Raw genomic sequence first — 14,270 nt, forward strand, 5'->3', positions numbered from 1 at the left:
GATTTAGATGACCGATTACAACGGCGCCGTCCCGGCGATCGCCAAGGCGTTGGCGAAACGGGGCTATGTAACGCTGACCCCCGTCCAGAAATCCATGCTCGACCCGGCTCTCATCCATTCCGATGCGCTGGTTTCGGCGCAGACCGGCTCGGGCAAGACCGTTGCCTTCGGGCTTGCGATCGCGCCGACCCTGCTCGGCGACGCGGAAAAATTCGGCCCGGCGCGGCAGCCTTTGGCGCTCGTCATTGCGCCCACCCGCGAACTGGCGATGCAGGTCACCCGCGAGCTGGAATGGCTCTACGAGATGACCGGCGCGGTCATCACCAGCTGCGTCGGCGGCATGGACATCCGCAGCGAACGGCGCGCGCTGGAGCGCGGCGCCCATATCGTCGTCGGCACGCCCGGCCGTCTCTGCGACCATATCCGCCGCAACGCGCTCGACATGTCGGCCCTCAAGGTCGCCGTGCTCGACGAAGCGGACGAGATGCTCGATCTCGGTTTCCGTGAGGATCTGGAATTCATCCTGGAATCGGCGCCCGACGACCGCCGCACTCTGATGTTCTCGGCAACTGTTCCGGCCGCGATCGCCAAGCTTGCCAAAAGCTACCAGCGCGATGCGGTGCGCATCGCGACCTCCGCTGAGGAAAAGCAGCATGTCGATATCGAATACCGCGCGCTCGCCGTCGCATCGGCCGATCGCGAAAATGCGATCATCAACGTGCTTCGTTATTACGAGTCGACCAACGCGATCGTGTTCTGCTCGACCCGCGCTGCCGTCAATCATCTGACGGCGCGGTTTAACAACCGCAATTTCGCCGTCGTGGCCCTCTCCGGCGAACTGACGCAGAACGAGCGGACCCATGCGCTGCAGGCGATGCGCGATGGCCGTGCCCGCGTCTGCATCGCGACCGACGTCGCCGCCCGCGGCATCGACCTGCCGGGTCTCGATCTCGTCATCCATGCCGACCTGCCGACCAACCCGGAAACGCTGCTCCATCGCAGCGGCCGCACCGGACGCGCCGGTCGCAAGGGCATCAGCGCCCTGATCGTGCCGGTCAACGCACGCCGCAAGGCCGAGCGCCTGCTCGGCGGCGCCGGCATTTCCGCCACCTGGGCACGCCCGCCGTCCGCCGAAGAGGTGATGCGGCGCGACGACGAGCGTCTGCTGGCCGATCCGATCTTTAGCGAAAATCCGCGCGAGGAAGAACAGGATCTCGTCGCCAAGCTGGTCGAGAGCCATGGCGCGGAAAAGCTGGCGGCCGCGTTCGTCAGTCTCTACCGCACCAAATATTCGGCGCCGGAGGATCTGATCGAGATCTCCGTGCAGCAGGATGCCCGCAAGCCGCGCGAGCGCGCCGGCGGCGAGGGCGACTTCCCGATGACCCCGCGCCCGTCGCGCGACGAGTTCGGCCCGGCCGTGTGGTTCTCCCTGTCGGTCGGCCGCAAGCAGAATGCCGAGCCGCGCTGGCTGATCCCGATGCTCTGCCGCAACGGCAACGTCACCAAGCGGGAAATCGGCGCAATCAAGATGCAGCAGGACGAAACCTTCGTCGAGATCGCTGCCGACCACGCCGACGCCTTCATGCAGGCGGTCGGCAAGGACAAGGCGCTGGAGCGCGGCATCCGCGTTACCCGGTTGACCAGTGCGCCGGACCTCAGCCGTCCCGCGCCGGCCAAGCCTTATGTCAAGAAGTCCTATGACGATCGTCCGAAGGAGCCTCGTGGCGACGACTGGGCGAAGGGCAAGCCGAGGAAGAACACCTCCAACGCGGCTGGCCCTGGCGGCCCCAAGGCAGCCGAGGCACGCGACGGAAAGCCCTTCGCCAAGGATGCGAAGCCGTTCCGCAAGGACGCCCAGCCCTTCAAGAAAGACGACAAGCCTTTCAAGAAGAAGGACAAGCCGAAACTGGCCAACAGCAGCAATTTCGAGCGCCGGAAGTAGGCAAGGCACAGCGTTGCCAACCGGAATTGCGAGATTTCAATGAGATCAGGGGCGGCCCGAAGCCGCCCCTTTGTCGTTTCGGAGGGAGGCGTTCAGAGGGACTCTTCGAACAGCGTCAGCAGGCGCTTGAAGTGGCGCTCGGAACCGTCCTTGTCGTAGATGCTGTGGTCCGGCACCGTCCAGCCATGCGCCATGCCGACATAGTTCTCGACGATATGGTCGACGCCGCCGGTGCGAAATGCTTCGGCGAGCCGAGCCGACTGCTCCGGCGGAAAGCTGTTGTCGACGCCGGCGACGCCGACATAAACGCGCGCCTTGATCCGGTCCGCCAGCCTGTGCGGGCTGTCTTCGGCGTCGCTTGCGAGATTGCCGCCATGGAAGCTGGCGGCTGCCTTGATGCGTTCCGGATAGTAGGCCGCGGCGGTGATCGCCCGGCCGCCGCCCATGCAGTAACCCACGGTGCCGATCGCGCCGGTTGCGCCTTCGGAGGTCAACGCTTCGATGAAGGTTTCTCCGTCCTCGGCGGTGAGCGGCTGGGGCGTGGCACGCATCAGGGCCATCAGCTGGGCCCTGGTGGCTTCCTCGCTGAAGGCCGTTTTCGCGTCGAATGGACCGTAGGCGCCCGAGCGATAGAATAGGTCCGGAACGAGCACGGTATAGCCGGCATCGGCGATGCGCTGGCCCATCCAGTAGAGCGCTTCGCGGGGGCCGAAGGCGTCCATGTAGAGGATGACGCCCTTGTCGGTGGCAGCACCGTTAGAAGGCTTGATGACGGCGGCTTTGGCCGTGCCGTCCTTCGTCTTGATCCCAATGTCATGCTTCATGAAAATATCCTCTAGCTCTTCCGATCGGGTGCCGGCGAGCTTATGTCGGCGCGCTGCCGCAGCTTTTCAATAATCAACTCCATGACCTCGGCCAATGACAGAATTGTGAGACAGGCCCTGGCGATTGCGGCTGGACCGGCCTTTCGCATTGCCGCATGTTTTCGCCGGGAATGAGCATGAACGCAGTTCTTTGGGATTAGCATGATGCTACGGGCTCTCGCACTCGGTCTTTCCGGCCTCCTTCTCTCCGCCTTGGCCGCGTTCGCTCAGGATGGCCTGCCCGTCAGCCAGTGCCAGGCGATCGCGCAGAAGCTGCCCGGTGTCACCTTTGCGAGCTTCAACCCGTCCGGCGTGCAGCTCGCCCAGGCCAAGAAGAGCCTGGCGCTTGCCGACCGGGAAGAGGTGAAGATCACCTTTGTCGGCCATTCCACCTATTTCATCGAGACCCCCGAGGGGGTCGGCATCGCCACCGACTATAGCGGCGCCTATCGGCCCTCGCGGCTGCCGGACGTGGCAACGATGAACAAGGCGCATTCCACGCATTTTACGCTGAGCCCCGATCCCGGGATCAAGCACGTCCTGCACGGCTGGAGCGATGTGCCGGGCGAGAAGGTCCAGCATCGCCTGATGGTCGGGGATGTCTACATCCGCAATGTCATGTCGGATATTCGCAACTGGGGCGGCGGCATCGAGGAAAACGGCAATTCGATCTTCATCTTCGAGGTTGCCGGCCTCTGCATCGGCCATCTCGGCCACCTGCATTTCGAGCTGAATGAGGCCCAGTATACCGAGATCGGCCGCCTCGACATCCTGATGGTGCCGGTCGACGGCGGCCTGACGATGGGCGCGGACAGCATGAGCCGGGTCGTGCAGCGGCTGCGGTCTTCGCTCATCCTGCCGATGCACCGCTGGGGGCCGCCGCTCGACAATTTCATTGCCATGTTCGACGCCAAGTTCGACATCGCCTATGCCAAGGATAAGACGATCCGGGTGTCGATGCGCAGCCTGCCGAAAAAGCCGACGATACTGGTGCCGCAGGGGCTGTGATCGCCCCAGCGGCCTTGTTCGCGTTCAGTGGAGCTGCGGGAAGGCGAGGTGCTGCTTGACGCCGACATCCGGCATCTTCTCGTCCTTCAGGTTGGCCTTGGCGATCTCCCAGCCGAATTTCAGCGTACTGTCGGTGGAGGCCCAGATTTCCGCGTCGTCGACCTTGAAGGCAAGCAGCGTCAGCAGCGGGTCTTCCTTGCCGCGCTCGTACCAGGCCGATGTCACGGCGCTCCAGTATTCGTCGATCTTGGCGCGGTCGTTGCGCACTTCCAGCGTGCCGGACAGGCAGGCGTGGTAGTCATGGTTCTTGCCGACCACGCAGAAATGCGCGCGGCTGCCGGCGCGGAGCGCGCGCACCAGATCCGTGTCGGCCTTGGTGAAAAACCAGATCGTGCTCGATTTTGGATCGGCATTCGGCGCCATCGGCTGGAAGTGCATATGCGAGCCCTCGATGCCGAGCATGCCGGCATGGATGTTGTTGATCTCGTCCCATAGTTGGCGTTCGGGCGCTTCGCGGGCTTCGGTAAGGCTTGCCATCGATTGTCTCCTCGTTGTTCGTCTGCGTGAACAAACAGCAAGGCTTTGGCTTTGTTCCTGGTCTTGTTGGCTGTGCAGCATCAGGAAAAGCCTCGCCTTACCTAGGAAATGCCCTTGAACGGCTCCGGCTTCGAAATTATAAGGCGCCATTCCAGAACAAGTTAAAGTGTCAGGGGTGCCATGGCTGGCCATTCACAGTTCAAAAACATCATGCACCGCAAGGGCAAGCAGGATTCGATCCGGTCGAAGATGTTTTCCAAGCTTGCGCGTGAAATCACCGTTGCCGCCAAGACGGGTTTGCCTGATCCGACCATGAACGCGGCGCTTCGCCTGGCGATCCAGAACGCCAAGGCGCAGTCGATGCCGAAGGACAATATCGACCGGGCGATCAAGAAGGCTGCCGGCGCGGATGCGGAAAACTACGATTCCGTTCGCTACGAGGGTTACGGCCCGGGCGGCACCGCCGTCATCGTCGAGGCGCTGACCGACAACCGCAACCGCACGGCCTCCAACGTCCGCTCGATCTTCACCAAGGCCGGCGGCGTGCTCGGCGAAACCGGCTCGGTTTCCTTCTCCTTCGACCATGTGGGCGAAATCACCTACAAGGCGAGCGTCGGCGATGCGGACAAGGTGATGGAAGCGGCGATAGAGGCCGGTGCCGACGACGTGACCACCGATGAGGACGGTCACACGATCATTTGCGCTTTCGAAAGCCTCGGCGAAGTGTCGAAGGCGCTCGAAGCGACGCTCGGCCAGGCCGAGACGGTCAAGGTGATCTGGCGGCCGCAGAACACGATCGAGGTGGACGAGGAGAAAGCGCAGTCGCTGCTGAAGCTCATCGACAACCTGGAAGACGACGACGACGTGCAGAGCGTCTATTCGAACTTCGAGGTTTCCGAAGAAGTCATGGCCAAGCTTTCGGCCTGAATTTAGAGCCGATCTCGATACAAAAACGGCACCCGATCGGGGTGCCGTTTGCATTTCAGGGCTCACGCTCAGAAGATCTGGCGCAGGGCCACGTAGAGTACGAACGCGATAGCGATCGAGGCCGGCAGCGTCAGCACCCAGGCGAGCAACATGTTGCGCACCGTCGACCACTGCAGTCCCGACCCGTTCGCCGCCATGGTGCCCGCCACGCCCGACGAGAGCACATGGGTGGTGGAGACCGGCAGGCCGAGATGGTCGGCAGCACCAATCGTCACCATCGCGACGACTTCCGCCGAAGCACCCTGGCCATAGGTCAGGTGGGTCTTGCCGATCTTCTCGCCGACCGTCACGACGATGCGTTTCCAGCCGACCATGGTGCCGAGACCGAGCGCCAGCGCGACGGCGACCTTGACCCAGAGCGGAATGAACTTCGTGGCGTTGTCGACGGCCTGATGGTAGGCCTTGACGGCGTCGAGGTCGGTGCCCTGCATCGGCAGCAGCTTGTTCTTGTCGATCAGCTTCAGCGCCTCGCCGATCAGATAGACGTCGTTGCGGATGTTGCCGACCAGCGAGGTCGGTACCGCTTCGAGCGTCGGGAATTTCGAGATCTGCTCGCTTGAGGCGTGGATGAACCGCTGCAGCGCCAGCGTCGTCGTGTCGTTCCAGGTCTTGTTCTTGACCGCGTTGGCGACTTCCGCCCGGGCGTCGGCGACGGTGACCCCCGGCTTGACGTATTTCTGCAGCGCCATCTCGACATTCGTCGAGGCCTGTTCGTAGGCATGCAGATATTGCGCATCGGGGGTGCGGTTGAGTGCAAAGGCGGTCGGTACAAGGCCGATCAGGATGAGCATGATCAGGCCCATGCCTTTCTGGCCGTCGTTGGAGCCGTGCGCGAAGCTGACGCCGGTGCAGGTGAAGATCAGCAGGCTGCGGATCCACAAGGGTGGCGGCTTGTTGCCCTTCGGCTCTTCGTAAAGCGCCTTGTTGCGGACGAGCACCTTCATGACCAGAAGCAGGATCGCCGCAAGCCCGAAGCCGATCAGGGGAGAGATCAGCAGCGACAGGCCGATATTGCTCGCCTGCGACCAGTCGACGCCGCTGGTGGCGGTGCCCTGCGGCGCCAGGAACTGGTTCGCCAGGCCGACGCCGATGATCGAGCCGATCAGCGTGTGCGAGCTGGAGGAGGGCAGGCCGAGATACCAAGTGCCGAGGTTCCAGATGATGGCGGCGATAAGGAGCGCGAAGACCATGGCGAGGCCGGAGCCGGAGCCGACCTGCAGGATCAGTTCCACCGGCAGCAGCGCCAGGATGCCGAAGGCGACCGCGCCACTCGAGAGCAGCACGCCGAGGAAATTGAAGAAGCCCGACCAGACGACCGCCAGTTCCGCCGGCATGGAGCGGGTGTAGATGACGGTTGCCACGGCATTGGCGGTATCGTGGAAGCCGTTGACGAACTCGAAGCCGAGCGCGATCAAAAGCGCAAGGCCGAGCAGCGCCCAAGGAACCGAGCTGGCGACCGAAAGATCGTTCGCCAGCGCGTAACCGACATAACCCAGGCCGCCGATCAGCACGAGGCCGAACAGTGGGATGAACCATTTTCCGAGTGAACTCGGGCTTTCCAGAGGATGGTAGGACGAAGAAGCACTGGGTTTGGAAGCGATGGCGTCTGTCACGTTTCGGTACTCCGCATTTTCCAGGATTAACAAAAGCTAACTCTGGTCGGTGAACCTCTTGTGACGCCCGCTTCCTAGGCGGGGATGGGCTGCTTCTCCATCATCGGCAAGGTCGCAAACAATTCGACCGAGCGCAGTCGTGCGTCGACATCATGGATCGGCATCGAGATGATCAGTTCGTCGGCGCCGGTTTCCCGCAGGAAATCTCTGAGCTTTGCCTCGACCGTCGCAACCGAGCCGACCGCCGCGTAACGCAGCGTGTGCTCGACGTTCATCTTTTCCATCGGCGTCCAGAAACCTTCCATGCTGTCGAGCGGCTTGGGAAAACGGGTGCGGACGTTCTTGCGCAGGTTGACGAACTGCTGCTGCGACGATGTGAAGTGGCGCTGCGCTTCGGCATCCGTTTCCGCTGCGACGCCCATGACGCCGACCATCATGTAGGGTTTGTCGAGTTGGAGCGACGGCTGGAAACGGTCGCGGTAGATCGAGATCGCTTCCATCAGCATGTCGGGCGCAAAATGCGAGGCAAATGCATAGGGCAGGCCGAGGGCGGCCGCGAGATGAGCGCTGTAGACGCTCGATCCGAGCAGCCAGATCGGCACATGCGAATCCATGCCCGGCGTGGCGAGCAGTCCCTGATCCTTTTCCGGCGTGCCGAGCAGGCGCTGCAGCTCGAGGATGTCATGCGGGAAACTTTCGGCGCCGGCATCGAGATTGCGGCGGAGCGCGCTTGCGGTGCGCATGTCGGTTCCCGGCGCCCGGCCGAGACCGAGATCGACGCGGCCGGGCAACAGGGCTTCCAGCGTGCCGAACTGTTCGGCGATGACCAGCGGCGAATGATTGGGCAGCATGATCCCACCGGAGCCGACGCGGATGGTCTTGGTCGCCGCACCCACATGGCCAATGACAATCGCGGTTGCGGCGCTGGCAATACCCGGCATGCCGTGATGTTCGGCGAGCCAGACGCGTTTGTAACCCTGCTCCTCGGCCTTGATCGCCAGGCGGCGGGACTGGTCGAGCGCATCGCTCACGGAATAACCTTCACCGACGGGTGAAAGATCGAGAATGGAAAAGGGGATCATCGGCACGTCCTGGAGGCGGTATAACTGACAGAGTGTTCCACTTATCTAGGCAGTCGCGTCCAGAAATACGACCCCGAGGTTGACAGAAAAGCGCCGGTCGAAAGGGGCGTGACGGACGACCCCTCCGACATCAGGATTTGACCAGCCGCAGGTGCGAACCGGGTTTTGCGGGTTTGAGGCTTTCCGGTACAGCCACTCCTCCCGCGTTGAGGATGGTGACGGGCGTGAAACGTCCCGCATGGTGGTCGATCGTACCGATCTCGTGGTTCATGCGGCCGAGCTTCGCCGTCAACGCATCGAGCGCCCCTATCTGGTCTCGGCTCGCCTTGGCAAGCGTCGTCATCGTGGTCCTGACGGCTGTGATCGCTTCTAGCTCCTTGCCGGAGCTTGCCGCGAGCGCCGCCACGTGACGATCAACGGCGTCCGCATAGATCGTCATCGCATCCAGCTCTCCACCGGCCTTCTCGACGGACTTGCCGCCGAGTTCGGCCGCTTCCGCCGACTTGCGCGACAGGCCGGAGATCTCCTTGGCGGCCTCGACGGCGCGCTCTGCAAGTCCGCGGATTTCCTCGGCCACGGTCTTGAAATCGACCTCGGCCTCCCCCGAATGAGCCGCTTCGACGCCGGCATTGAGAGCGAGCATATTGGCCTGGAAGGCGATCTCCCGGATGTTGGCTGCGGCGGGCTCGATCTTGAGCGATGCCTTGCGGATTGCTTCCATCGCCACCGTTGCCGTTTGCATCATCTCCTTCGGCGGGCGCAGGTCGAGCCGGGCATTGTGGGCGATGTCGGCCGCGTGCTGTGCCTGCAGCTTTCTCGCCTTGAGCGTTTCGGCAAGCGAACCGACATCCGCGGCGGTCTTGGCGATGGCTGCCGTCAGGCGGCCACCGGCTTCAGCGGTTGCCGCCATGTCGGCCCGGGTCTCGGCGCAGTCCGTGTAAAGGTCGTGGGCGCCGCTGCCGATCATTCCGAGCACGTCTTCCAGGATTGTCAGGGCGTGGTTGAAATCGGCGCGCAGGCCCTCGTATCGGTCGGGGAACGGCATATCGATCCTGACGGTAAGGTCGCCGACCGCTAGGCGCCGCAGGCCGCCGTCGAGCGCTTCCACCACGGTCTTCAGATCGTGTGCCTCGTCTCCGGCGGCCTCGAGGTCGCGCATGCGGGTTTCAGCCGCAGCCGTCTCCTGCCGCTCGCGCTCTTCTTCGTCTTCGACAAGGCGGGTGAGATGGTCGCGGCAGAGCCGCTCCAGCGCCCGTGAGATGGATCCGATTTCATCTGTGCGGGCCAGATGCTCGCGTGGCACCGCCGTCTTGCCGGCGGCGATCTCCGAGACGGTTCCCGCGATTGTCCGCAACGGATTGATGAGCGCGCCGGCAAGCGAGATGGTGACGAGGGTCAGCGTTATCAGCGACGCGGCGATGCCCAGCATTTCGAAAGGCGTCAGTCCGTCGGCGACATAAAAGAGGAGCCCGGCGAGAATCCCATTCTGTGTCAGCACAAGCCCGATCACCTTGACGGAAAGGGAATGATATTTGCCTATCATGGCTGCCTCCTCACATTGCGTTCAAGCCGCGATTTGCAACGCGCGAGGCGCCGGGGCGTTGCCGACCGGCGACCCGAAAGGGAGCAAACCTTCCCGATATGGTTACCCGTAGGTTAACGGCGCAGCGTTCGCGTTTTCGGTTTGTTCACATTATCGTGGCACTGGTTGGGGCATCAGGATAGGGTATGGGCATGACAGGCACGATTCGCATCATCGGCATCGATCCGGGGCTTCGACGCACCGGCTGGGGCATTATCGAGACGCTCGGCAACAGCCTGAAATTCGTCGCCTCGGGCACCGTGACCTCCGACGGCGACCTGGATCTCGCCTCCCGTCTCTGCCAATTGCACGACGGATTGGCGGAAGTGGTGCATGCCTACCAGCCGCACGAGGCGGCCGTGGAACAGACTTTCGTCAACAAGGATGCGGTCGCGACGCTGAAGCTCGGCCAGGCGAGGGGCGTGGTCATGCTGGTGCCGGCACGGGCCGGGCTGCCGGTTGCCGAATATGCGCCGAACGCCGTCAAGAAGTCGGTCATCGGTGTCGGCCACGGCGAAAAGCAGCAGATCCACATGATGCTTAAGATCCTGATGCCGAAGGCGGAGTTCAAAGGCAACGACGCTGCCGACGCGCTGGCGATCGCCATCTGCCACGCCCATAACCGCGGTGGCCAGCGCATGCGCGCCGCACTCGCCGGCTAGTTTGTTCTTGACTTGTTCTGGTTTGGCCGATAAGTAATACCTCAGAGGTATTACCATGCGCGTCACCGAAAAAGGCCAGGTTACGATCCCAAAGGAAATCCGCGACCGATTGAAGATCGGACCGGGATCGGAGGTGGATTTTGTCGTGTCTGATGACGGCGTGAGGCTTGTCAGGCTCGACGACAGCAAGCAGGACTACAAGAGCTTCGAAGAATGGGCGGACAGCGTCAAAGGCACCTGGGATCTCGGCGGCATGACGACCGATGAGTACATCGACTGGCTTCGGGGACCGCGCGATGACCTCGACCGTCGTTGATACGAATGTGCTGATCGATATGCTGGGGCCTGCCACTCCGGCGCGAATGTGGTCGCTCGGTGCATTGAAACGATGCGCGGAAGAGGGGGAACTTATCCTCAATCCGGTCATCTGGTCAGAACTGTCGGCATCGCCGCTGAGTGAACTCGAGATCACCCTAGCATTCGGCTGGCTCGGTATGAAGCGCGAGACCTTGTCTTATGATGCGGCATTTCAGGCGGGTAAGGCGCATTTTTCTTACCGCAGGTCCGGCGGACTTCGTGAGCGAACGCTGCCGGATTTCCTGATCGGCGCCCATGCCGTGGTCCGTTCCCATCGTCTCCTGACCCGTGATGCAGCCCGTTACCGCGCCTATTTTCCTTCGCTAGACATCATCTCCCCCGAAACCCATCCCTGACGGACATCTTTCATGATCGGCAAGCTCAAAGGCACTATCGACGAGATCGGCGACGACTATGTGCTCGTCGACGTTCATGGCGTCTGTTACGAGGTCTTCTGCTCATCGCGGGTGCTGTCGAAGATGGGTTCGGTCGGCGAAGCGGTGGTGTTGTTCATCGAGACCTATGTCCGTGAGGATCAGTTCAAGCTTTTCGGCTTCCTGAGCGCGCTGGAGCGGGAATGGTTCAACCTGCTGCAGAGCGTGCAAGGCGTCGGCGCCAAGGTGGCGCTCGCGGTGCTCTCGACCCTGACGCCGTCTGAACTCGCCAACGCCATTGCCCTTCAGGACAAGACGACGGTTTCGCGTGCGCCCGGCGTCGGGCCGAAGGTCGCCGTGCGTATCGTCACCGAACTCAAGAACAAGGCGCCCGCCTTTGCCGGCGAGGCTTCGGTCAATATCGGGCTCAAGCAGGAGCTTGGCGAGGGGGTTGCCGCAGCGCCGGTCGCCGATGCGGTCTCGGCGCTCACCAATCTCGGTTATTCGCGCGACCAGGCCGCGAATGCGGTTGCAGCAGCGCTCAAGAACGGTGGAGAGGGGGGCGATAGCGCCAGACTTATCCGGCTGGGGCTGAAGGAACTGGCTCGGTGATTCCTTGCTTTTTCCAGAATCCTTACTAAGATAAAAATGTAAGGAATGGAGGTGCTCATGGGCTACGGCGCAAAATTGACCTCTAAAGGTCAGACGACAATTCCAATAGAAATCAGGAAATATCTCAATCTTAGTCCCGGTGATCAAATGGACTTCATCATTGAAAATGGTGAAGTCAAATTAAGGGCCAAGACGCGGAGCGTCATGGAGTTTGCGGGTATTCTCGGCCATGCTCCCAACGGCGTCCACTTGACCGTCGAAGAAATGAGCGACGCCGCGGCGCAAGCGGCGGCAGATGATGATCGGAGGATCATGCGTGATTGGCATCGATACGAACGTACTCCTCCGGTTTCTGATGACGGACGACCCGAAACAGTACGAAAGCGCAGTTGAGTTCTTTCGTTCAAGATCGGCAGAAAATCCGGCTTATATCTCGCTCTTCGTTTTCGCCGAAGCATGTTGGGTCATGCGGAAAAGTTACGGCTATAAGAACCAAGAGATTGCGTCCGTGTTTCGAGGACTATTGGAAAGCCGAGAGCTCGTCTTTGAGGATTCGGATTTCATAGAGACCATGTTTTTGGCCGATGGCTTCGGCAAGTTCGACGTCGCAGACTATTTGATCGCTGAGCTCGCAAAAAGAATTGGCTGTTCAAAAACGGTGACTTTCGACAAAACTGCTGCACGATATGTACCCGGAATGGAACTTCTCGCATGAGTGAACCCGCCCGCCTGATAACGCCGGAAAAGCGGGGCGAAGACCTGGATACGACGCTGCGCCCTCAGTCGCTGGACGAGTTCACCGGCCAGGCGGAGGCGCGCGCCAACCTGAAGGTGTTCATCGAGGCGGCGAAGAACCGTGGCGAGGCGCTGGATCACGTGCTGTTCGTCGGTCCGCCGGGCCTCGGCAAGACGACGCTGGCGCAGATCATGGCGAAGGAACTCGGCGTCAATTTCCGCTCGACATCCGGCCCGGTCATCGCCAAGGCTGGCGATCTTGCGGCCCTGCTCACCAATCTCGAAGAGCGGGACGTGCTCTTTATCGACGAAATCCACCGGCTTAACCCGGCAGTCGAGGAAATCCTCTATCCGGCGATGGAGGATTTCCAGCTCGACCTGATCATCGGTGAAGGTCCGTCGGCGCGATCGGTGAAGATCGACCTTTCGAAGTTCACGCTGGTTGCCGCCACCACCCGGGCCGGTCTGCTCACCACGCCGCTGCGCGACCGGTTCGGCATTCCCATCCGGTTGTCTTTCTATACGGTTGATGAGCTGGAATTGATCGTCCGGCGCGGTGCGCGGCTGATGAGCCTTTCGATGACCGATGCAGGCGCCCGCGAGATCGCAAGGCGGGCCCGTGGCACGCCGCGCATCGCCGGGCGGCTCTTGCGCCGGGTGCGCGATTTCGCCGAAGTGGCGAGGGCCGAGGCGGTGACGAAGGAGATCGCCGACGAGGCTCTGACCCGTCTGCTGGTCGACAATATGGGCCTCGATCAGCTCGACAAACGCTACCTCAACATGATCGCCGTCAATTTCGGTGGCGGACCGGTCGGCATCGAGACGATCGCCGCCGGCCTGTCGGAACCGCGCGATGCGATCGAAGACATCATCGAGCCCTACATGATCCAGCAGGGTTTCATCCAGCGCACGCCGCGGGGCCGCGTTTTGACCGCAAATGCGTGGAAACATCTCGGACTTCAGCCGCCCAAGGATCTCGAGGCGGCGCAGTTCCGCATGTTCACCGAGGATGATTGATTGATTTCCCGCCGCGGGTTCCTGACGTCTCTTACGGGCGGTGTTGCGGCGTTTCTGGCGCTGGCCGGCTATGCGGTGGCCGAGCCGCTGGTGCGGCTGAGGGTCGCCCGGAATGCGCTGACGCCGCCCGGCTGGACGCCGGGGCTGAAGCTTCGGATCGTCGCGCTTGCGGATTTCCATGCCTGCAAGCCCTGGATGCCCGTCGAGAGGATCGCCTCGATCTGCGAAGCCGCCAATGCGCTTGAACCGGACGTCATTCTGCTGCTCGGCGATTATGTTTCCGGCATGCGCTTCATCACCGATCATGTGCCGCCGGATGCCTGGGCCGGCGCGCTTTCGAGCCTGAAGGCGCCGCTCGGTACCCATGCCATCCTCGGCAATCACGACTGGTGGCAGGACAGCGAGGTTCAGGCGAGCGGCGAGGGCATCCCGTTTGGCCGCAAGGCGCTGGAAGCGGCGGGCATTCCCGTCTACAGCAATCGGGCGGCTAGATTCGAGAAGGATGGCAGGCCTTTCTGGCTCGCCGGCATCGAAGACCAGATTGCCCTTCTTCCGGACGAGAAAACCCGCCATTGGACGCGCGGCAAGGATGACCTTCCGGCCACATTGGCGCAGATAACAGATGATGCCCCGGTCATCCTGATGGCGCATGAGCCGGACATCTTTCCAACCGTACCGGATCGCATATCGCTCACCCTCTCCGGTCACATGCATGGCGGGCAGGTGCGGCTGTTCGGTTGGGCGCCGATCGTTCCTTCCCGCTACGGCAGTCGTTATCTCTACGGGCATGTGCAGGAAAGCGGCCGCAATATCATCATATCGGGCGGGCTCGGCTGTTCCGGCCTGCCCGTCCGCTTCGGCGCGCCGCCCGAAATCAACGTGATCGATCTGGGATAATC

General features: G+C 62.1%; 16 protein-coding genes. 11 read left to right on the forward strand and 5 right to left on the reverse strand.

Annotated features, from left to right (window positions below; genetic code table 11):
* Positions 1-7 precede the first annotated feature (7 nt).
* Positions 8-1,942 carry a DEAD/DEAH box helicase gene (locus tag AC1D3C_RS12520; protein ID WP_477483114.1) on the forward strand — a complete coding sequence of 645 codons (1,935 nt, stop codon included), beginning with the start codon at positions 8-10 and terminating at the stop codon, positions 1,940-1,942.
* Between the two features lie 92 nt (positions 1,943-2,034).
* Here AC1D3C_RS12520 and AC1D3C_RS12525 read toward each other — a convergent pair whose 3' ends face one another.
* On the reverse strand, positions 2,035-2,766 hold the full coding sequence (locus AC1D3C_RS12525; protein WP_477483115.1) for a dienelactone hydrolase family protein: 732 nt from the start codon (positions 2,764-2,766) through the stop codon (positions 2,035-2,037).
* Between the two features lie 201 nt (positions 2,767-2,967).
* Between AC1D3C_RS12525 and AC1D3C_RS12530 the strand changes: the two genes are divergently transcribed.
* Positions 2,968-3,813, forward strand: a complete 846-nt coding sequence (locus AC1D3C_RS12530) for an MBL fold metallo-hydrolase (RefSeq protein ID WP_477483116.1) — start codon at positions 2,968-2,970, stop codon at positions 3,811-3,813.
* 24 nt (positions 3,814-3,837) lie between these two features.
* On the opposite strand, the gene AC1D3C_RS12535 is transcribed toward AC1D3C_RS12530, so the two are convergent.
* Positions 3,838-4,350: a pyridoxamine 5'-phosphate oxidase family protein gene (locus AC1D3C_RS12535; RefSeq protein ID WP_477483117.1), complete on the reverse strand. Its 513-nt coding sequence runs from the start codon at positions 4,348-4,350 to the stop codon at positions 3,838-3,840.
* A gap of 180 nt (positions 4,351-4,530) precedes the next feature.
* Between AC1D3C_RS12535 and AC1D3C_RS12540 the strand changes: the two genes are divergently transcribed.
* Positions 4,531-5,277 carry a YebC/PmpR family DNA-binding transcriptional regulator gene (locus AC1D3C_RS12540; RefSeq protein ID WP_105400236.1) on the forward strand — a complete coding sequence of 249 codons (747 nt, stop codon included), beginning with the start codon at positions 4,531-4,533 and terminating at the stop codon, positions 5,275-5,277.
* 68 nt (positions 5,278-5,345) lie between these two features.
* Here AC1D3C_RS12540 and AC1D3C_RS12545 read toward each other — a convergent pair whose 3' ends face one another.
* The 3 genes from AC1D3C_RS12545 to AC1D3C_RS12555 form a co-directional block, all read right to left on the reverse strand.
* A complete protein-coding gene (locus AC1D3C_RS12545; protein WP_477483250.1) occupies positions 5,346-6,938 on the reverse strand; it encodes an inorganic phosphate transporter in 1,593 nt (530 codons plus the stop codon).
* Between the two features lie 86 nt (positions 6,939-7,024).
* Complete coding sequence (locus tag AC1D3C_RS12550) at positions 7,025-8,032, reverse strand: LLM class flavin-dependent oxidoreductase (RefSeq protein ID WP_477483118.1); 1,008 nt, start codon at positions 8,030-8,032, stop codon at positions 7,025-7,027.
* Between the two features lie 130 nt (positions 8,033-8,162).
* The gene (locus AC1D3C_RS12555) at positions 8,163-9,575 is read right to left on the reverse strand and encodes a methyl-accepting chemotaxis protein (protein ID WP_477483119.1); all 1,413 of its coding nucleotides are present in this window, start codon (positions 9,573-9,575) and stop codon (positions 8,163-8,165) included.
* A gap of 191 nt (positions 9,576-9,766) precedes the next feature.
* On the opposite strand from AC1D3C_RS12555, the gene ruvC reads away from it, so the two are divergent.
* From ruvC to AC1D3C_RS12595, 8 genes are read left to right on the forward strand one after another with little or no spacing between them, the layout of a single operon-like run.
* Entirely contained in the window at positions 9,767-10,276 is a 510-nt protein-coding gene (gene ruvC, locus AC1D3C_RS12560; RefSeq protein WP_038549578.1) for a crossover junction endodeoxyribonuclease RuvC, read from the forward strand.
* 55 nt (positions 10,277-10,331) lie between these two features.
* Positions 10,332-10,592 carry an AbrB/MazE/SpoVT family DNA-binding domain-containing protein gene (locus AC1D3C_RS12565; RefSeq protein WP_038589327.1) on the forward strand — a complete coding sequence of 87 codons (261 nt, stop codon included), beginning with the start codon at positions 10,332-10,334 and terminating at the stop codon, positions 10,590-10,592.
* Positions 10,573-10,989: a type II toxin-antitoxin system VapC family toxin gene (locus AC1D3C_RS12570; RefSeq protein ID WP_477483120.1), complete on the forward strand. Its 417-nt coding sequence runs from the start codon at positions 10,573-10,575 to the stop codon at positions 10,987-10,989. Before AC1D3C_RS12565 ends, AC1D3C_RS12570 begins: the two co-directional genes overlap by 20 nt.
* A 12-nt stretch (positions 10,990-11,001) precedes the next feature.
* Positions 11,002-11,619: a Holliday junction branch migration protein RuvA gene (gene ruvA / locus AC1D3C_RS12575; protein ID WP_477483121.1), complete on the forward strand. Its 618-nt coding sequence runs from the start codon at positions 11,002-11,004 to the stop codon at positions 11,617-11,619.
* A gap of 57 nt (positions 11,620-11,676) precedes the next feature.
* On the forward strand, positions 11,677-12,012 hold the full coding sequence (locus tag AC1D3C_RS12580; RefSeq protein ID WP_247032166.1) for an AbrB/MazE/SpoVT family DNA-binding domain-containing protein: 336 nt from the start codon (positions 11,677-11,679) through the stop codon (positions 12,010-12,012).
* On the forward strand, positions 11,975-12,334 hold the full coding sequence (locus AC1D3C_RS12585; protein ID WP_477483122.1) for a PIN domain-containing protein: 360 nt from the start codon (positions 11,975-11,977) through the stop codon (positions 12,332-12,334). Before AC1D3C_RS12580 ends, AC1D3C_RS12585 begins: the two co-directional genes overlap by 38 nt.
* Complete coding sequence (ruvB, locus tag AC1D3C_RS12590) at positions 12,331-13,371, forward strand: Holliday junction branch migration DNA helicase RuvB (RefSeq protein ID WP_038544892.1); 1,041 nt, start codon at positions 12,331-12,333, stop codon at positions 13,369-13,371. Before AC1D3C_RS12585 ends, ruvB begins: the two co-directional genes overlap by 4 nt.
* Positions 13,372-14,268, forward strand: coding sequence for a metallophosphoesterase (locus AC1D3C_RS12595; RefSeq protein WP_477483123.1), 897 nt, complete (start codon positions 13,372-13,374; stop codon positions 14,266-14,268).
* Positions 14,269-14,270: the final 2 nt, after the last annotated feature.

The organism is Neorhizobium sp. P1_A6, from assembly GCF_056406795.1.